20 protein-coding genes are annotated in these 19,194 nt (G+C 52.6%); 12 read left to right on the forward strand and 8 right to left on the reverse strand.

From position 1 onward, the window contains the following. Window positions 1–780 (reverse strand): HalD/BesD family halogenase, encoded by a 780-nt coding sequence (locus IEV89_RS02540; RefSeq protein WP_188470362.1) that lies wholly within the window; start codon window positions 778–780, stop codon window positions 1–3. 295 nt (window positions 781–1,075) lie between these two features. Then, window positions 1,076–2,005, reverse strand: coding sequence for an NmrA/HSCARG family protein (locus IEV89_RS02545; RefSeq protein ID WP_188470079.1), 930 nt, complete (start codon window positions 2,003–2,005; stop codon window positions 1,076–1,078). A 100-nt stretch (window positions 2,006–2,105) separates the two neighbouring features. On the opposite strand from IEV89_RS02545, the gene IEV89_RS02550 reads away from it, so the two are divergent. Further along, window positions 2,106–2,456, forward strand: a complete 351-nt coding sequence (locus tag IEV89_RS02550) for a winged helix-turn-helix transcriptional regulator (protein WP_188470081.1) — start codon at window positions 2,106–2,108, stop codon at window positions 2,454–2,456. A 234-nt stretch (window positions 2,457–2,690) separates the two neighbouring features. Next, complete coding sequence (locus IEV89_RS02555; protein WP_188470083.1) at window positions 2,691–3,026, forward strand: nuclear transport factor 2 family protein; 336 nt, start codon at window positions 2,691–2,693, stop codon at window positions 3,024–3,026. Window positions 3,027–3,168: 142 nt separating this feature from the next. Here IEV89_RS02555 and IEV89_RS02560 read toward each other — a convergent pair whose 3' ends face one another. The 5 genes from IEV89_RS02560 to IEV89_RS02575 all read right to left on the reverse strand — a co-directional run bounded on the left by IEV89_RS02560 (window position 3,169) and on the right by IEV89_RS02575 (window position 5,841). Next, window positions 3,169–3,606, reverse strand: a complete 438-nt coding sequence (locus IEV89_RS02560; RefSeq protein WP_188470085.1) for a VOC family protein — start codon at window positions 3,604–3,606, stop codon at window positions 3,169–3,171. 121 nt (window positions 3,607–3,727) lie between these two features. Beyond that, entirely contained in the window at window positions 3,728–4,348 is a 621-nt protein-coding gene (locus IEV89_RS02565; RefSeq protein ID WP_188470087.1) for a LysE family translocator, read from the reverse strand. An 89-nt stretch (window positions 4,349–4,437) separates the two neighbouring features. Then, window positions 4,438–4,896, reverse strand: a complete 459-nt coding sequence (locus IEV89_RS21595; protein ID WP_229746340.1) for a helix-turn-helix domain-containing protein — start codon at window positions 4,894–4,896, stop codon at window positions 4,438–4,440. A gap of 11 nt (window positions 4,897–4,907) precedes the next feature. Continuing rightward, the gene (locus IEV89_RS21600) at window positions 4,908–5,231 is read right to left on the reverse strand and encodes an AraC family ligand binding domain-containing protein (protein ID WP_229746341.1); all 324 of its coding nucleotides are present in this window, start codon (window positions 5,229–5,231) and stop codon (window positions 4,908–4,910) included. Between the two features lie 421 nt (window positions 5,232–5,652). Beyond that, on the reverse strand, window positions 5,653–5,841 hold the full coding sequence (locus tag IEV89_RS02575) for a YjfB family protein (protein WP_188470363.1): 189 nt from the start codon (window positions 5,839–5,841) through the stop codon (window positions 5,653–5,655). A 246-nt stretch (window positions 5,842–6,087) separates the two neighbouring features. Between IEV89_RS02575 and IEV89_RS02580 the strand changes: the two genes are divergently transcribed. The 4 genes from IEV89_RS02580 to IEV89_RS02595 all read left to right on the forward strand — a co-directional run bounded on the left by IEV89_RS02580 (window position 6,088) and on the right by IEV89_RS02595 (window position 9,927). Beyond that, window positions 6,088–6,291, forward strand: coding sequence for a DUF6434 domain-containing protein (locus tag IEV89_RS02580; protein ID WP_188470089.1), 204 nt, complete (start codon window positions 6,088–6,090; stop codon window positions 6,289–6,291). Window positions 6,292–6,447: 156 nt separating this feature from the next. After that, a complete protein-coding gene (locus tag IEV89_RS02585) occupies window positions 6,448–6,759 on the forward strand; it encodes a hypothetical protein (RefSeq protein ID WP_188470091.1) in 312 nt (103 codons plus the stop codon). A gap of 249 nt (window positions 6,760–7,008) precedes the next feature. Then, window positions 7,009–7,614 (forward strand): helix-turn-helix domain-containing protein, encoded by a 606-nt coding sequence (locus IEV89_RS02590; protein ID WP_188470366.1) that lies wholly within the window; start codon window positions 7,009–7,011, stop codon window positions 7,612–7,614. A gap of 246 nt (window positions 7,615–7,860) precedes the next feature. Beyond that, window positions 7,861–9,927 (forward strand): TonB-dependent receptor family protein, encoded by a 2,067-nt coding sequence (locus IEV89_RS02595; protein WP_188470093.1) that lies wholly within the window; start codon window positions 7,861–7,863, stop codon window positions 9,925–9,927. 38 nt (window positions 9,928–9,965) lie between these two features. Here the strand turns inward: IEV89_RS02595 and IEV89_RS02600 are convergent, their stop codons facing one another. Then, window positions 9,966–11,081 carry an ABC transporter substrate-binding protein gene (locus tag IEV89_RS02600; RefSeq protein WP_188470095.1) on the reverse strand — a complete coding sequence of 372 codons (1,116 nt, stop codon included), beginning with the start codon at window positions 11,079–11,081 and terminating at the stop codon, window positions 9,966–9,968. 266 nt (window positions 11,082–11,347) lie between these two features. Between IEV89_RS02600 and IEV89_RS02605 the strand changes: the two genes are divergently transcribed. From IEV89_RS02605 to IEV89_RS02630, 6 genes are read left to right on the forward strand one after another with little or no spacing between them, the layout of a single operon-like run. Then, window positions 11,348–12,121, forward strand: a complete 774-nt coding sequence (locus IEV89_RS02605; RefSeq protein ID WP_188470097.1) for an HpcH/HpaI aldolase family protein — start codon at window positions 11,348–11,350, stop codon at window positions 12,119–12,121. A gap of 25 nt (window positions 12,122–12,146) precedes the next feature. Continuing rightward, window positions 12,147–13,313, forward strand: a complete 1,167-nt coding sequence (locus tag IEV89_RS02610; RefSeq protein ID WP_188470099.1) for an ATP-grasp domain-containing protein — start codon at window positions 12,147–12,149, stop codon at window positions 13,311–13,313. Continuing rightward, window positions 13,313–15,025, forward strand: coding sequence for an IucA/IucC family protein (locus tag IEV89_RS02615; RefSeq protein WP_188470101.1), 1,713 nt, complete (start codon window positions 13,313–13,315; stop codon window positions 15,023–15,025). The genes IEV89_RS02610 and IEV89_RS02615 overlap by 1 nt, the downstream gene beginning before the upstream one ends. After that, window positions 15,025–16,182, forward strand: a complete 1,158-nt coding sequence (locus IEV89_RS02620; protein ID WP_188470103.1) for an MFS transporter — start codon at window positions 15,025–15,027, stop codon at window positions 16,180–16,182. Before IEV89_RS02615 ends, IEV89_RS02620 begins: the two co-directional genes overlap by 1 nt. Continuing rightward, window positions 16,157–17,914: an IucA/IucC family protein gene (locus IEV89_RS02625; RefSeq protein WP_188470105.1), complete on the forward strand. Its 1,758-nt coding sequence runs from the start codon at window positions 16,157–16,159 to the stop codon at window positions 17,912–17,914. Before IEV89_RS02620 ends, IEV89_RS02625 begins: the two co-directional genes overlap by 26 nt. Next, on the forward strand, window positions 17,911–19,101 hold the full coding sequence (locus IEV89_RS02630; RefSeq protein WP_188470107.1) for a type III PLP-dependent enzyme: 1,191 nt from the start codon (window positions 17,911–17,913) through the stop codon (window positions 19,099–19,101). The genes IEV89_RS02625 and IEV89_RS02630 overlap by 4 nt, the downstream gene beginning before the upstream one ends. The last annotated feature ends 93 nt before the right edge of the window (window positions 19,102–19,194 follow it).

The following is a 19,194-nucleotide window of genomic DNA, read 5'->3' on the forward strand; positions in this document are numbered from 1 at the left end:
TTAAATACGCCCGTAGAAGGTCATTCTGGCAGACTCGGATAGCGAAATATCAGGCTGAGAATTGTAAGCTAAAACCACCAGCATGCGCGTGGTATCTCCCTCGGTTGGCGTCACACGATGAATCGCATTTCGACCGCGGAACAGCACCAGATCGCCTGCCTCAATGCCGAGTTTTTTCGGCTCGGTTTGCTTATCCAGTAATTTTTCAACACCATCAAAATTCATGTCGCCAGCATCAGCATTGCGTAGGTTCTCAACGTATTCAAACACGCCTCCAGCCTGGGGTTTTTGAATCAGCAGGGTGATGGCAAAAGACGAGTTATCGAAATGCCAGCCCAGCTCCTGGCCTTCGCTGGCGTAATGCAGGTTGATTGAAGAGAGTTTGTCAGCGTAAGAATACAGCTGCGCCTCACCCAGCACTGCGCAAAGAAACGCACGAAACACTGGCGCGTCATACAGTGCGCGCAGTGCCGAGTCCTGCGGGATCTCTTCATCGGTAATACAGCCCTTTGAGGAGACAATCTGCCGATTTCTTGGATGCGAATCTGGCAACCCGGCATCAGGTTTCAACAGATAAACATTATGATTACTGCGGGTGTAATAGGCCAAATGGCGATTTTCATCCCCCTCACGCTTAATCGCTTTCAGCGCAGCAGGAATAAGAAAATCATGCAAGACCAGGACACCCTTTTCATTCAGTGTCCGTTGACACTGAGAAAGAAAATTCGTATCCAATATCGGATTAGCAGCGAAATTTACGATCTTATCGATTTCTTGCATCATTACCCTCATGAATTATTCAGGAAAAAACAGTTGCTCCTACTTTAACCAAGTCATTAATGGCTGGGAAATGAAAGATGCACTCTGACGTTAAGGATAGCGTTGCATCGACCCGTTGAATTCGCAGCCTGACGCGTTAATAAATAAAGGGCAGGGCAGAGAGGTCCTATGAACGATATTAGGGTCAGTATCTGGAATGGCGCTGCCCGGCAAAGAAAGTCACCACCGCCCAGTAATCTGAAGCAAAGTTGCATACGTTCACATTCAGAATATAGGGGCGGCGCTTATGCACGGGCTATCGCAGTGAAATGTGAGTGTCTTTTGCCTGTAAAGCCGTGACAAGTAGATCTTTCCCTGGTCCTTTAATCCATTCGTCAAATCGTAACAGATGCCCGAACGTCTCTCTTAAAGCGGTCAGATCTGCATTTCCAGCCCCGCGGCCATCATCGATAACGGCTGACAGTCGCCCCAGAAAAGTATTTTCCTTGAGAAGCGTATCAGTGAAGCGTTGATAGTGAATGGATTTTCCGGCCGCCTGACTCAGAATCTTTTGTAAATCGATGCCGGTCACTTCATCTCCGGCTATCTCGAGTGTTTGTCCGGCGAACTGCTGAGGGTGTTCAAAAAGATGGCCGACAATTTTCCCGATATCCTGTACTGCGATAATTTGGAAAGACTGATCAGGATGGACAAAGAATGAATACTTACCTTGCGAGAGCCCCATGCCGGGCAGTAACAGAAGCTCCATAAATGCTGCCGGGCGGATAATGGTATGGCGGATATCCAGAGAGCTGAGATATTCTTCAATTTCTGTTTTGCTATCGAAATGCCCCATCCCGGTCAGCCCTTTGCCAGCGGCACCCACCGATGTATAAACCAGATACTGAACATCTAGCTCAACGGCAATATCTGCGATAGTTTTTCCATAAAGCACTTCCTGCTCATCAGAAATCCCATAAAGCTCACCCTGACCAGAACTGGGTTGAATGCTGAATACACCGTAGACGCCGGTCATGGCTGCACGAATGGAAGCTGAATCAGACAAATCGCCCTCCACAATCTCGGCGCCGGACGCAGCCAGTTGTTGCGCTTTTTTACTTTGTCGATCACGCACCAGCGCCCTGACTTTCCAGCCAGTGGACAATAATACCGATGCAACGGCACCGCCTTGCTGACCCGTACCACCGAAGATAAGGACAGTTTTACTCTGATGATTGAGATTCATAGGTGTCTCCCTGTTATGTGAGACACCAGTAGTATACTATTTACACCTGAATGCAATTAGGTACCAGGATGCTACCTGGTAGCCGGGAGTATCCTTAGCGATGTCGTCATCACCACAAAAACTGGAACACAGTCGCGTTGTTCTCGAAGAACTTACCAGCAAATGGACACTTTTGGTCCTGAATGAACTTTGCAATGAACCGATGAGATTCAATGCATTAAGGCGCGCCCTGCCTGATGTAACACAGAAGGCGCTGACACAATGCCTTCGACGGCTTGAAGCCAGCGGATTTATATCGCGTACCGTGCTGAGTCTTTCACCTGTTGCAGTTATCTATGAGATTTCTCCCCTTGGTCGCTCTTTAGAACCGCATTTACAGGCAATTTTAAAATGGGCTGGTGAGCACAGAGAAGAAATTCAAACGGCTAAACATCGTTATTCATCGCATTAAAAAATCGAGCGAACCAGGCCACCGTCACTTTCCCGCGCACTGCTGCTTTTGCAAGATGCCTGCTCATATTGGCTTAAGTTCTTTTCCTGCAAAGGGCGGTGTGGTGCCAGAAGGGGGCCTGGTAACGATGAGCCTGGTCGAATGAAGTTTGATTTTTTAAACTATGCTCGCTTCCTCTTATTGAATTTTTATGCTATCAGTTTGCATATATATTTAATTTAAAGCGAGGTTAGCATGTCGACAGAGTCGCCGGTTAAGGCACAGTTTGAAGCCTATAATGCTCATGATATTGAAGCGTTCATGGCTTGTTTTTCAGAAGAGTTTAAAGGATATCGGATGCCCGCCGAAAGCCCTTCAACCATAGGAAAAGAATCATTACGTGAGTTTTACAACAACAATCGTTTCAACAATCCAGAACTTAAAGCAGAACTTATTTCCAGAATCGTGCTAGGTAATAAAGTTTTCGATCACGAATTGATATATGGCTTGTCTCCCAACCCTTTGGAAAGCGTGGCTGTCTTCGAAGTTAAAAATGATCTCATTTCAACAGCATGGTTCTATTTTCCGTAATGACAATTTTTATTGAGAGCCCACTCTGGGGCAAGTTTCCTCTGTTACCTCAAGGGTTAGCGTGCTATCACATATCCGCTTTTCGCTCAAAGCGGACCTTGATCGTAGCCGTGGGCAGTTTTGTGCCAGAAGAGGGCATTGTCTACCCACGAAGCCATGGAGTTATCGTAAGTCCGGTGAGCAACCCTTCAGGGCTGAGTAGGCGAGTGACTGTTTGCCCCCAGGGTTCTGTACGGTTAGCCACCAAGAGGCGATAACCTTTCTCGCTCAAGATCCTGGTCGCAGAATCGAGATCCCGTACCTCATATTCAATCCATCCTTGTGGTATCGGGTGCTCAGTTGGCCACTGCACTGCGCCAAAACATGAATTTGCGGCCTGTGATAGTGGCCAGACTGCAAAATGCTTAACGCCCTTCAACAGACCCTCTTCAGATAGCAGGTAATCGCAGTTACCCTCCATTGGCTTAAGCGGCAAACCGAGTGCCTGCACATAAAATTCGGCGCTGGATTCAGTATTCAGCGAGATGGGCCCAAACCCAGCGACAAACAATACTTCAATTCCCGGTAAATTCTGCGACATGCCTGCTCCTTAATTGTCTGAAATCGAATCCTAAATTTATACTACGACTCACTGAGTCACCACTTCTAATCTTGACATCTCAGTGCGGTATGAGCGGCAACCAGATACCGCTCATCCTTTATTATTGCACGGCCATCGCCAGCCGAATTCCAACCGCAGTAAAGGCCAACGCCACCGCCCAACGAATGCCGGTCATGACCCGCTTATTTCCTAATACCCTCTGACTGACGGCCGAAGCGAAAATGCCATACAGAGAAAATACAGCCAAAGTCATGGCGGCAAAAATAGCTGAAAGCATCAACATACTCCGTGTGGGATGTGCATCATTGGCGGCGACAAACTGTGGCAGAAAAGCCAAAAAAAATAACGACAGCTTAGGATTAAGAAGATTGGCCACGACCGCCTGCTGTATTAAGGCACGGTGAGATAAAGTTAATCCGAGGTGATCCACAGATAACAATCCCTTATCTCGCAGCGTTTGCCACGCCATAAACAGCAGATAAGCCACACCGGTATATTTGACGAGGGAAAATAACAACGGGCTGGCATGCAGTAAGGTGGCCAGGCCGGTAATAGCAGCCAGCATATGCGGCAATACGCCGAGCGTACAGCCCGCAGCGGCCATTATTGCGCTACGTGTTCCCTGCCGCAGGCCAGCAGAAAGCGTAATGATGGCGCCCGTGCCGGGCGATATGACGATCAGTAAAGAGGTCACCAGAAAATCATTATCAGGAATCAACATATTAACCCTCACCGGAAGCTGAAAATAACCGCTTCAGTTTCAGATTAAGCGTTTTTGCTGTCTTGAATAAAATTGCAGAACAGGGGCAACTAGACTTTAGAACATTGTCGCGCGTACAGGCCCGGCGTATAGCCATAACTGCGGACAAACAGACGCGTCATGTGGCTTTGATCGGCAAACCCGCCAGCTATGGCTGCATCAGCCAAGCTCATTCCGCGTGTAATAAGCTGGCGTACCCAAGACAGACGCCGCTGCAAAAGATAGGCATGCGGGGTCATCCCGCTGTACTGCGTAAAAGCACGTAGAAACGTAAATTGACCCAGGCCAGCAATCGCTGCCAGCTCAGGAAGCGATACGGCACTTCCAGGCTCGTCGTCCATTCTTTCCTTCGCGTACAACACCCCTTTTAAGGGTAATTTCATCGGAAGTCTGGGAATTTGCGCCAGGGCCGAGGTCATGGTCAACATCGCCTCATCGGCGGCCAACCTCTCACTGTCGCCGTTAACACTGATAATGGCGCGATATAATCGATTAAAGTTTTCAGCCATGCAACGGTTAGTCAATACCGGCCGACAGATTTTCCCTCGGTAATATCCACAAAGCAGCGATTGATAAGCTCAGTATCAAAATAGAGCATACGCCAGGCCCGCGGACCGCCGAGAGGGGATCCGTCGTGAACTTCCCCCGGATTAACGGTAATGATATCTCCAGCCATCGACTCGACATTGCCGCGCCCACTCAGTGATTTTTGCCCGCCGCTGTCCATCAAACCGATGCCGAACTGATCGTGAGTATGCCGCCCAAAGGAGAAATCGCTGTCGGCGTTTACCACCTCGACACCCGCGAGGGTACTGGGGAACAGTTGAATGGAATGTTGGCGCATGGTGTCAGACTTTTTCCTGTCGCAGTGGGTTGTGTTGAGCGAGCGCATAATTGATGAATACGCCGATCAGGGTGCGATAGACTGTCTCGAGATGCTTTCTGACGGTTTTAATGGAGGAGAAATTCATTGGCAATCTCGGTAACGAGGACATGAGTTCGTTAGATTACATAAAATTTTGATTAAAACCAGTATGGAACATAAAGGGATGAAGCGGTGAACATCACGTGATTCTTGCTCAATATTCTTAACCCGTAAGCACTTACCCTGAATCACTTTAGCGTGCCATTCTCAGAGGGTGACTGACCCATCGGCACAGGACCGACGACCTCTTTCAATCACGGGGCAGTTCTTTTCAGCACATCTCAACCCGGCGATAACATCGGTGGGCAAATCAGTGCTTTACTCTCTGTTAAACGACCGTTTAGGCCGTGGTATTGATATTCCGTCCGATCGCCGGGTTAGCAGGCAATGGTGGGATCGACTCGAGGATACTGGTTACCGTAGACTGTTGGTTATCCAGGGTCTTTTTTAGCAGAAGGGTGTTTACCTGATTACTGAGATCCTGGCTATCCAGACTGGTAGCCAGTGACGTAATTTGCGATACATCCATCATGTTGCTCTCCTGTTCAATACAACCTAAAAAGGAACTGACCACGGCTTGGGCGCTTGGGAATAAGCTATGAATGGTTATCGGCATTTTGCAGAAAAACTTTAGAGGTGAATGGCGCGGTCTTCGCTGAAGACTATTGCGCAAATCAAAAAGCGGTTGCAGCCAGAGGGAACAGGTCAATAAAGCGTCATGTTATCAGTGGTTCATCTACACTTTGCCACACTGGTCTTTATAGGAATAGGAAAGATGAAACTCGACTGGCACAGCTCAGTGCTAACACGTACAACGATCGTGGATCAAAACTACAAAAATACACAAAATGTTCGTCGTTTTATGGTTGAGCAATGCGGAGAAGGCTTTCGATTCGATCGTGATTTCATGGCCTGGATACGAAATGGTACTGCAAAAAATTTGGGTGATGTGGTGGATGAATGGAAGCGTAGGCATTAATCGCTACGGCTAATAGAAACATTTTCGCCGGTCATCAACATCATGCAAATATTGTGCGTTATAACGGCCTGTGTTATTGTGCGTGGCTGCCAAAGTAAGCTAAGGCAATATTTTTCAGTATAATATGCTGTATTATATAAAGAAGGTGTGGAACGTATGTGGAAAGGATTTATTCTGGTGATGGCTTGCGTGCTATTAAATGGCTGCGTTCAATATAGGTGGGATAAACTCGATGCCTCCGAGAATGACAGAACGATTCAATTGACGTCTTGCAAAGCCAAAGCGCTGAAAGATTTACCTCCTGATAATGTTATCCAAAGTTCAAACGTAACGAGAAAAGATAAAGATGGGAAAAAATATACGGATAAAACGTATAGTACTGACGATGCTAATCGCTATAACCGTGATATTTTAATCGATGACTGCATGTACCAACACGGTTGGACCAAGACCGAAGTACATAACTAGTTTTATCATGCTGATGAGCGCTTATGCTTAACGCTAAGCCATTTTTCACATGGTGACAGACAGTTTCTTATCTTTTAGTTATTTCCTGCTTAATGTTATCTCTGAATAACGGTCATATCTGCAATCCGCAGCATACCTGCGCACACTGCTGTTATCTATGCCGCTTCTGCAGGAAATAGCATGACAGCATTCAGTATCGGTAATGCCGGTACTATTGTGCGCCATCGCGAAACACGAGCGAGGATTTTGATGAAAGACATGACTCAACAGATCGCCAACACCCTGAAAGCAACACGCGCCCGCTACGGCTGGAGCCTGTCACTGACTGCAGCCAAAACTGGCGTCAGCAAAGCCATGCTTGGACAGATTGAACGAGGTGAATCCAGCCCTACCGTTGCTCTCCTTTGGAAAATTGCCAGCGGGATGAATATTCCGTTTTCGGTGTTTATCTCCTCGCCGGAATTGCAAGAGGATGTTCTGCACCGAACCGGTATTCCGGCGCCGATCAGCTCGAGCGAAACGGCCATGCGGGTAACGCCTCTGTTTCCTTTTGATGCAACGCTTGGTTTTGAAGTGCTGGTGGTCGAGGTAGTTGCGGGTGGTTTTAGCGCATCGTCGCCTCATGAACGCGGAGTTATTGAGCATGTGATCGTGGTGTCTGGAGAGTTGGAACTGGATATCGACGGCGTGTGGCATCGGTTGTCCAGCGGTGACGCCATCCGCTTTGCCGCTGATTGTCCGCATGCTTATCGCAATAGCACTGCCGAGCTGGTGCGCTTTCACAATCTGATTCACTATCCTGAACTGCCTGCCGGTGACAACCCCCGCGAATTGATTCAAAAAAATTCGATATGATATTCAAAAAATTTGAATTTGTTTTTGAATGACTGAATATCTCCCTTCAAAGGCGTTACAGACTGCGGAAAATCTCGCTTCCATCCTCATTTTATAAAAAAGCCTATTGGCGAATCGAAGCATAATGTTTAAAAAAAATTCTTGACAGGATTTTACTGCCCGTAAAGATATGTCAACTCTTGTTTGATAATGGTAATGTTTATCAGAATCATTACTAATTACATACATTATCATTCAGGGTTGACGATGAAATATAACAAGATAGCCTCGGCGCTCGCCGTGATTCTGGCAGGAAAATTCGCTTACGCAGCAGATCAAACCATCGTGGTAACCGGTAACGTGCTGGGGGATTCCCGTGCCGAAGAGGTGAAAACCTGGGCCGGTAGCCGCACCGTGATAAGTAACGACCAATTGCAGAAAGGCGCAAACCGCACGTTGGATGATGCGTTACAACGCGTTCCCGGCGTGAAGATTCAGGACGAAACGGGCACTGGCGTGTTGCCGCAGATCGCGGTTCGCGGCCTTTATGACAGCCGTAGCGGCCGCGCACAAATCCTTGAGGACGGTATTCCGCTGGCATTAGCACCCTACGGTCAGGAAGGGATGTCGTTGTTCCCGGTGACGTTCTCTACTATCGACCGCATTGACGTCGTGCGCGGTGGGGCGGCGGTGCAGTATGGCCCGAATAACGTCGGCGGCGTGATCAACCTGATCAGTAAGCCTATCCCTGTGAAATGGGAAAATGAAATCGGTGAGCGCGCTACCTTCTACGGCAAAGGGCGAAATCTGTGGGATACCTATCTGCGCACTGGCGGCATGCTGAATGATGATTTCGGGCTGCAGGTGGAAGCCAACCAGGTAAAAGGCAGTTCGTTCCGCGAGCACAGTGACAGTAAAGTACAAAACTTCCGCGTGCGCACCCTGTGGAATATCAATGAAGACACCACGTTAAATCTTTCTTATCAGTACTATGACGCGCATGCCGATCTGGCTGGTGCGCTTTCCACTGCGGATTATCTGAGCGATCGCCATCAAAGTACTCGCCCGTACGATGATTATGACGGTCACACGAAGCGATACAGCGCGGTATACAACCAACAGTTGGGATCGCTCGGTTTCATCGATTCGGCGGAATTTAACTGGATGTTCTTCGGTCATGACTCAGACCGTGATTTCCATGTGGGCATGAGTAAAACTTCGGGGCAGAACTTCAACCCGGCGCTGCCTGCCGATATCGTGCAAAATTCGCCACGTAACTTCAAAGTATGGGGTACCGAGCCGCGTATTAGCCTGGATGTCGATGGTGACAAGGTGAACCAACGATGGATCATCGGTGGTCGTTTCGTCAGCGAAAAAGTGGATTATCAGGTGCGTCAGCAGACGCTGGCGACCGGTGTCACGACGGTGACGCGCGACTGGAGCTTTGATGATAAAGCCTGGGCGGGTTATATCAGCAACGCCGTGAAATTGTTCGACGATACCCTAACCATTACGCCGGGCATGCGCTACGAGAACGTCAGCGAAAAATATGTCGATAAAACGAGCGGTCAGCGTACTTCTTCGCCGGATACACAGTGGCTGCCGGGGCTGACCGTGGGCTATCAGTTGGCACCTGCGTGGTTCCTGTATGCCGACATGCAGAAGAGCTTGCGTCCTGCGCAAGTGACACAGATTGTGAAGGGCGGGGATGTCAGCTCAGAACTGGCGTGGAACTATGAAACTGGCGTGCGCTATACACCAATGGACAACCTCAGTCTGCATGCCGGTCTGTATCGTATCGATTATAAAGATCAGATCTCCTATGACAGCACCTCTGACAGCTACCTGAACATTGGTCGCACCCGTCATCAGGGCGTGGAGCTGGAAGGCTTCTGGAGTCCGGCAGCGGTCGACGGGCTGAAACTGCACGCCGGTTATGCCTATTTGCAAGCGGAGCAGCGTAACGGTGTCAACCGTGGTAAAGATGTGCCCTATGCTTCACGCACCCAACTGACACTGGATGGTAGCTATGAATGGCGGGGTACCACGCTATCACTGGCGAGTTACTACTTCAGTAAATCCTTTGCTGATGCAGCAAACTCGGTAAGCGAAAACAGCACCGGTTCGGTAGGCGAGATGCCGTCTTACTGGGTATGGAATACGCAAGTGAGCCGCGATTTGTATAAATCTGGCAGCACGGTAATGAATGGTTATATTGGGGTGAACAACCTGTTCAATCGTGACTACTGGTTCCGTGGTGTTGATACCAGTCCGTGGGGACGCCAACCGGCGCCAGGCCGTTCAGTGACCGCGGGTGTTAGCGTGAAATTCTAAACCCTGATAAGCCCGCTCACACTGAGCGGGCTTAGTGTTTATTGCTGGATGAAAAACAAGCCGCGATAGGGAATGCCGACAAAATCACGATAGAGCGCTTCAAGATCGGCTTGCGGATTCACATCGGCAAACGGCTGCGGATGGAACAGTTTCGCCATCGCCTCCAGCGCCACGACATTGAATGGACTGTCGTAAAATTGATGGTAGATGGCCATGACGCGATGGCTATTTGCCACCGGCAATACACTCAACATGGGACGCTGCATGAGTGCCTGCAAACGCGGCAGGGTGGTCGCTCGCGTCGCGTCATAACCGAGGGGAACGGCCTGCGACGGCGTACCGCGCTGGCTCCAGTCCGCACCGCTCATCAGATAAATATCCGGACGTGCAACGATCAGCAATTCCGGGCTAATGTCCGCGCCTTGTGGCGGCACCTTATCGGCAAGCAGGTTGCGCCCTCCGGCGGCTGGAATGAACTCGCCAAAACTATCACGCCCAAATACCGCGCAGCAATTCATGCCGCTCATCCCTGCATGATTCTCAAACACTACGCCAGGCCACTGATCTTGTGGGATGGCCGACACGCGTTCCCGGGTGCGCGCCAGTAACTGATTCCAGCGCTGAATAAAACGTTCGGCATTCTGGGTTTCGCCGGTCACTGCACCCAGCAGGCGCAGACTGACGGGGGTGTTCGTCAGCGGCTTGTGGCGGAAGTCGATAAAGATCACTGGAATGCCGCTTTTTTCCAACAGTGCCAGCGTGCCTTCGCCGCGCAATTTCGCCAAGATACCGATATCAAACACCACCAAATCCGGTTTGAACGTCATCGCCTGCTCAACGCTGAACGTACTGCGATACGGATTGATAAATACGGGAATATCGCTTAACCGTGGATATTGACGAGCAAAGTAGCGGGCCATATCGGGTGCACGGGTTTTTAACGAATCATCCCAGGCCACAATCCCTTTCAGCGCATCACCAGGATGCAACAAACTCATCGTCAGTAACATGCGGCTATCGGCCAGTATGATGCGTGTTGCCGGGGCATTGAGCGTTACATGTCGCCCGGCAAGATCGGTCACAGTGACCGGTTGTGCCATGCTCCACACCGGCCAAAGCAGGATAGAAAACAGTAAAAGCCACTTGCCTCTCATTAATCTTTTCTCTTTTTGAAAAATCCGCTGATGAAGTTTGCCTAACGTGATGTTGGTGCACGTTAGCATCGTTAAAGGGGAATAACGTCTAAATATCGAGGAGATACCTTAGGATTCAGGTAAGCCAGCCACGCAACCTAAGGTAGATAAGTCACCCTCACACAGTGAATATAGTTAACTATTCTTGTCAAATCATTTGAAAAATATCGAGAGAATGGTAATGGTAATGATAATGTAAATGATAAGTATTATTAAACAGGTTTCACATGATTTCTCTGACTTCACCTGATGAACGCCTGCAGTCGCAATCTGCGCTGTATGGCATCCTCAACTCTGTTCCGCATCCGACGATTGTAGAGATGATCGCGACTGCGGGTTATGACTTCGTTCTGCTTGACCTGGAACACTTACCTCACAACGAAACATTGTTAAGCCACTGCATTCAGCTGGGGCAACTCAAGGGGTGTATTCCTCTGGTGCGTATCACTGTGGATGACATTCCACGCGCCGGCCGCATTCTCGATATGGGGGCGCATGGCATTGTGCTGGCACGTACCGAAAGTGCGCAGCAGGTGAGTGCGCTGCGTGATGCGATGTTCTTCCCGCCGCTGGGTACGCGCGGCATCACCGGTGGCAGTGTCACCGGTTTTGGCACGATGCCGCTTGGCGATTACATCGGCCATGTGAATGAGAAGTTGTGGCTGGTACCCATGATTGAGACGGTGCCCGGCATTGACGCCATTGATGAAATTCTGCGTATTCCGCAGGTGACACTGGTGATGGAAGGGGCGCTGGACCTGGCAATGAATATGCAGCTCGGCCCGCAGCCGTCGCATCCTGATGTTGAAATGCACATCCGCTTACTTGCCAGCCGTTGTATCGCGGCAGGGAAGCGTTTCTGTGCCAATCCCCGCACACCGCAACAGCAACAGTTTTGGCGTAGTCAGGGTATTGATTGCTGGCTATGCGGCGAAGACCGCGGCTTCCTGTTTCGCACCCTGAAACAACACCTCACAGATTTCGTTTCCCCTCATCCTTAGTTTCTGAAACCAAACAGGTATGCACATGCTCAACCACAAGCCCTATGTGATCATTAGTCACGTCGTTAATGCGGCGGTGACCGAAGGCTTTATCCCTGCGGCGCAGCGTCTCGGTTATCCGGTGGTACTGCTCACCGACCACGCCATGGCACACAATCAGGTGCTGGATGACAACGTCTGCGTGATTGAGTGCGAGGTGTTTAACCCGCTTTCAATCCTTGATGCTCTGACCGAATGGGGCATTACGCCTGCGGCGTTGTTCTCCAATAGCGATCACCTGCAAACCGCCACGGCCATTGCCGCCACAGCGCTCGGGCTGCCAGCAAAAAACTGGCAGATTTGCTATGCGGCGAAAGAAAAGTGGCGTATGCGCCAACGATTACAGGCGCATGGCTTGCCGTCGGTGTGGTCAAGTCAACTGCTGCCCAACGAAGCGCCGCACGCCAACTGGCCCTGGCCGGTGGTGATCAAGCCAGGTCAGGGTGTGGCCTCCATGGATGTGCGTCTGCTGGATGATCTCGCCAGCTGTCAGCACTATCTCGCGTCGCTGCCGTCGCGCCAGACGCTGCTGGTCGAAGCATTTATGCAAGGCCCGCTGTTCACGCTGGAAACGCTGGGTGATGGCAACGAGTTGGTGGCGGTCGGTGGCTTCGATGTCGAACTCTCCCCACCGCCGCATTTTGTTGAAATGGCCGCGCGCTGGGGCGGTGAGCACAGTGTGCGCTGGAAACAGCAGGCATTAGATCAACTGCGCCAGTTTGGTGTCGGTTTTGGCGTCTGCCACAGCGAGTTTATCGTTACGGATCATGGTCCCGTGCTGGTGGAGATCAACTACCGCAGCATTGGTGATGGACGTGAGTTCCTGCTTGAACGTCTGCTGCCGGAAGGCTGGTTCACGCCGATTCTGTGCCTGCATCTCGGTGAGCCGCTGCCGCCAGTGAAACCGGCGCAGGGGGAAGCGCTGATCCACTATCTGGTGGTGCAACAGAGCGGCACGCTACAGCTTGCACCGCAGCCCGCCGCCGCACCGGGGTTACGTTATCGCCCGCTAAAAGCGCAGGGCGAACGCATTGAACTGACTCATTCCAACAAAGATTACCTCGGCGTCCTTTATCTTGAAGCCAGCGATACTGCGCAGCTGGAGCAACTCACTGCCTGCACCTTAGCGGCACTGAAATGGGAGGTTGCGTAATGAACCAGCACGATTACATCACGCTGCGCATCATCAATGCCAGCTTGCGCGAAGACCTTGGCGGCCTGGTGAGTACAGGCCACATTACCGAACAGGATGATCAGCAGTGGCTGGTTTATCAGGCAGCACAGCACAGGCTACGATTGGCAGTGCGTGCCAGCGATTATATGCAGCGCTGGCACGCGATTTATCCGCACTGGGAAGTGCAAACCCTAACGGGCTGGCAGCAACAGTCCGGTTATACCAACTGGCTGGCTGTGCTGATGCCCGATCAGCAAGATGAAACCCGCCAGCTTTTCGCGACTTACAAAGAAGAAGCTGATGCCGCCGTGATGCAGGGCGAACTGTGCGCCACGGCATTTGCCAGGCAACGTGAGGCGTTGCTGCGTGCACCGACATCGATGCGCTGGGGCGAACGTCTGCGCCATGCCGATCAACTGGCGAGTTTCCTCGATCATCCATACTACCCGACGGCGCGCGCTAAGTTTGGCTTCAGCGAGGACGATCTGCGCCAGTACGCGCCGGAGTTTTGCCAGTCGTTCCACCTGCGTTGGCTGGCGCTGCCGCGTGGACAGCTGTCACTCACCGTGCCGGAGGCCAAACCCACGTGGTGGCCACTGCCGCAGCAGGTCGGGTTGGATGCCAGACTGCAGCAGGATTATGAGCTTATTCCTCTCCATCCGCTGACACTGCGTCATCTGAGCGATCTGCCGGCCGGCGCGATCATTGCGCCGCAAGCCTGGCTTGAAGTCTATCCGACGCTGTCGGTACGCACCGTTCAATTGGCGGATTACCCCACTGAACACCTTAAAGTGCCGCTCAGCATGCGCACGCTCGGACAGAAGAACATCCGCCTGATTAAAGCGTCTACTCTGTACGACGGGCAGTGGTTTGCCGAGGTGCTGTCGGCGATTGGTGAACAGGACAGCCTGTTACGTGGCAAATATCGTCACGTGGATGAGCGGTTCTGCGGCCACGTAGCGGAAAATAAGCAGTTGGCGTTCCTGCTACGCCGCTACGCGGCACCGCGCAGCGGTGAAACGCTGTTACCGGTGGCGGCGCTCGGCAGCACATTGCCAGACGAACGGCTATACCTCGCCTCGCTGCTGGAACAGCCCGGCATGCCGGATGCTGCCAACTGGTGGCGCGAGTACTGCCAACTGATGGCAGATGTGCACCTGACGTTGTGGCTGCGCTACGGTATTGCCCTGGAATCCAACCAGCAAAACGCGGTGCTGAGTCTGACGCCTGGGGAGCCGCTGACGCTGGTGATGAAAGATAACGATGCCGCGCGTATTTTGCCGCAGCGCTTCAAAGCTGCCTGTCCGGAACTGGCGGAACGTGTGCAGCAACTGCGCGATGAGCGTATTTGCGTGCAGGAGGATCTGGCGCTGGCACAGATGTTTATCACTATTACCTTGCAGCTATGCCTGGCCGCAGTGTTGGAGAGCCTTGCCGCGGCGAAGCTGCTCGACCGTGAAGCCGCTTATGACACGCTGCGAAGTACGCTGGAAAACAGCCTGGTACGGCTGGAGAGTGAAGGTGTCGAAACCACCTTTGCCAGAGAGCAGCTGTTTGCCTCTGCAACCCAGCCGGTGAAATACCTGATGCTGAGTGGCAGCCTGCTGAGTAAGCAGGCATCCGGTGCGGCGGATATCAACAAATTCTATGGTCAGAGCGGACCGAATTTCCTGCAGCGAGGCGACCGCTGATGCGCAGCACGCTAATGGCGGTGCTGGCTTGCCACTTTCTCGCGGCGTTCACCGTACTTGGCGTGCCGCTCTATTTACCGCGTTTGTTGTCGGCGTTTGGCATCGGTGAGCATAGTCTGTGGGCCGGTGCGCTGTTCAGCTTACCGGCGGTGATGACAGCACTTTCATCGGCAGGGTGGGGGAGGTTTGCCGATCGCTACGGTCGGCGTCTGTCGCTGCAGCGCGCACTGGTTGGGCTGGCGCTGGCGTTTGTTCTGGCTGGCATTGCCCCCTCGCTGCCCTGGCTGATTGTGGCGCTGGCGTTACAAGGCCTGGCTGGCGGCACGCTGGCGGCGGCTAACGGTTATCTGTCTCTGCACATGCGCGGTGATGCGCTGGCGAAAGCACTCAACTGGACGCAGTTCTCGGCGCGTCTGGCGCTGTTGAGTGCACCGCCGCTGATGGGGGGCATTCTGATGCTGTTGCCTCATATCGGACAGCGTTTATGGCTGGGATTAGCCTTTCTGCCGCTATGCGGATTGCTGCTCAGTCTTCGCTTGCCTGCTGACGTGGCCATTTCACCCAACCCTCACGCCAAAGAAGCGGTCAGCGGCAAAAATCCTCTGCTGCTGCTGTGGACCATGCAGTTCTTGTTCAATTTTGCCATGGTGGTGACCTTTCCCTATTTTTTGCCCTATGCCGCGCATTGGCTGCATCAGGAGGTGTTAATCGGTGTGTTCTACAGCTGGCCACATCTGATCTATCTGCTGTTGTTGCCGCTGTGGCACCGGCTGAGTGGCCGCAGCATGTTCCTCCTGCCTGGGTTAGTGCTGATCGCGCTGGCCGCGCTGTGGCATACACAGATCGCAGGTCCGCTAACCCTGCTGGCGGCACGCACCCTTTTTGGCATCGGCATATTACTGGCCTATAGCGGTGCCAATCAGATGTTGAGTGACAGCATTCGTCAGCACAACGCGGGTAGGCAGTTTGGGCAAATCGATGCCGCCGGTAAATGGGCTGGCGTGGCCGCGGGTATCAGTTCGGGCTGGCTTGTCGTGCATTTTTCGCTGCTGACGCCGTATCTGGCGTCAGCGACAGCGGCACTGTGCGGCGCCGCTATTTTTATTCTTTCATCTTTACGAGGTTCAGGTTATGTCCGTATCACTCGCAGTTCGTGAACATCCACTACTGACGCCAAAAGTCGCGCCAGAGCGTGAGCAGGCGGAATTTGCTGGTCTGACAGCGCTGCTGAATTGCTATATTCGTGAATTCGCCCGACCAGCTGGACGTATCAGCCTGGTGCGGCAGGGAAATATTCCGCTATCGCTGGCAAGTCGCATGGTGTCCGGCGAGGTCGTTTTGCTTGAGCTGGCAGGCTCGGATGGCACACTGTTGGCCATCCGCGCTACGCGCTGGAGCCTGCTCGGGCGTGGTGATTTTACCGGCACGCCTTTTGTCAAACAATTTGGCCGCTCATGGCGCGCCATACGTTGCAGCGAAGCGATGGCGTTTCTGGTCAACGATATGGTGCATCAGACCGGTCAGTTGCCGGATCTGGAACTGATGGATCAAATTGAGAACAGCGTGCAGGTAGCCAGCTTGTTTTTGCAACATTTGCCGGAAAATACCGGGCAACACGGTTATATCCGCAGCGAGGAGAGTCTGCTGTGGGGGCATCCCATGCATCCCAGCCCGAAAAGCCGCCAGGGCCTGACGCCGCAAGCGTTGCTGGCCTGTTCACCCGAAGTTTCCGCACGTTTCCCTCTGTTCTGGTTTCGTATCCATCCTTCGTTGTTGCAGGTGCGCGGCAGCGCGCCAATCACAGCGATGCTCGAGCAGTTCAATGGCGAACACTGCTATCCGTGCCATCCATGGGAAGTGCCCCATATTACTAAGTCGGCGTTGTACGCTCGAGCGCGCAATGCGGGGCTGATCACACCGCTTGGTCTGGTCGGCCCGATATTTGCTGCCACTTCGTCGGTGCGTACGCTGTACCGCGCCGATCTGCCGTACTACCTGAAATGTTCCATTCATGTCCGCCTGACTAACTGCGTGCGCAAAAACGCCTGGTACGAGTTGGAAAGCGCGGTGGCGCTGAATGAATTACTGGAGAGCCATTTTGCCCGCCTGGAAGCACAAACGCCGGGCTTTCACATTATGCGCGAACCGGGGGCAAGCAGTCTGGATTTCTCCGTGTTGGCGCAAGCGGGTGAAACGGATGAGGTGCGCCATCTGCAGGAGTGCTTCGGTATTTTATACCGTGAGAATCTGCGTGATGAACAGCCGTGGCTTGCCGCCGCGCTGTTTGCCCTCGACCGCCACGGGAATAGCCCATTGCAGGTCGTCATTCAGCAGCTAAGTACGGCGCAGGCGATTCCCCTGCCGCAGGCCAGTCTGCTATGGCTGGAACACTATCTGGCACTTTTGCTGCCAGGGGTGCTGGAGGCTTTCTTTAGCGAAGGTCTGGTGTTCGAGCCACATCTGCAAAATGTGTTGTTGGCGATGGAAAACCATCTGCCAACGGCTGTCTGGGTACGGGATCTGGAAGGCACTAAGCTGACAAGCGAACACTGGGCGGCCAGCGATCTGGCGATGATGTCAGAACGGGCACGCCAGTCGGTCTGGTACAGCCGTGAACAGGGCTGGCGGCGTGTGGCGTATTGCCTGTTGATCAACCATCTGTCTGAAGTTTTATTCCGTCTGGCCGACGGTGATCGTCAGTTGGAGCAGTCGCTGTGGGACCTGTTGGCCGCGCAACTGACACGCTGGCAGCCGCAGCCGGAGATCGCTGACATCCTGTCGGGCGGTGCGATTCCGTCGAAAAACAACCTGAAAACCCGCCTGTTGCAGAAAGCCGACAAGCATGCAGATTACACCATGATGCAACACCCGATGAGGAGCGCCCAGTGACGCCGTTAGTGTTAAAGACGTTGCAGCATTTGCAGCAACAGCGTGCAGAACCCTTCTGCGCCTACGTTTATGATCTCGATGCATTGTCTCAGCACATCAGTGCGATGCGCAGCGCGCTCCCCTCGGGTTGCGAGTTGTTTTATGCCGCTAAAGCGAACCCGGAAGCCCCCGTGCTACACACGCTGCATGAGTATGTTGATGGTTATGAAGCCGCCTCAGGGGGAGAGCTCAACTGGCTGCGTGAGCAGGTGCCGGACAAACCGCTGATTTTCGGCGGACCAGGCAAGCTGGAGAGCGAACTGCAACAGGCAGTGCAGCTGGGCGTAGAGGTGGTGCACGTTGAAAGCCTGACCGAGTTGCATCGACTGCAGGCGATTGCGCTGCGCGAGAACCAAACCGTTTCGGTGCTGCTGCGGATGAATATCGTACTGGATGGTATCGGCGGCACACGCCTGATGATGGGAGGAAAACCGACGCCGTTTGGCCTCGACGAGCAGGAGTTGCCCGCTGCACTGCGCGAGATTGCTGCATCCCCCTTGATTAAACTGCGCGGCTTCCATTTCCATCTGATGTCGCACCAGTTGGATGTCGATAACCATCTGGCGCTGATTCGGCTCTATCTGGAGAAAGTGCGCGGCTGGTGTGAGGAATGGCAACTAGACGTAGATCTGATTAACGTGGGCGGTGGGATGGGTATCAACTACCTTGAGCCGGCGCAGCATTTTGACTGGGCGAACTTTTGCCAGCGTCTGCCGGATGTCATGCAGATCAGTCAGGCCCGGGGCTGGACGCTACGTTTTGAGTGCGGGCGTTATATTGCCGCAGATTGCGGCTATTACGTGATGGAAGTGCTCGATGTGAAGAAAAACCTCGGTGAGTGGTTTGCTATCGGGCGCGGCGGCACACATCACTTCCGCACACCTGCGGCACAGAACCATAACCATCCGTTTAGCGTGCTGCGCCGAGAACAGCATGCGGCGTGGATTACGGATCAACAGGTGACCGTGGTGGGTCAGCTTTGTACGCCAAAAGATGTGCTGGCGCGCCAGCAACCGATTGCCGCCCTGGCGGTGGGGGACTGGCTGGTATTTAGCCTGGCAGGCGCTTATGCCTGGAATATTTCCCACCAGAACTTCCTGATGCACAGCCCGCCGGAGGTATTTTGGCTGAGCAAGGAAATTCTTTGAATCGGGAGCATATGGCGTCTGGCGAAGAGATCTGAAAAGTAAAAAACCTGCTTAGCGTCCTAAGCAGGTTTGTCTAAAAATGGCGATCTGACG

Source organism: Hafnia psychrotolerans (genome assembly GCF_014639435.1).
In the GTDB taxonomy this organism is placed as follows: Bacteria; Pseudomonadota; Gammaproteobacteria; order Enterobacterales; family Enterobacteriaceae; genus Ewingella; species Ewingella psychrotolerans.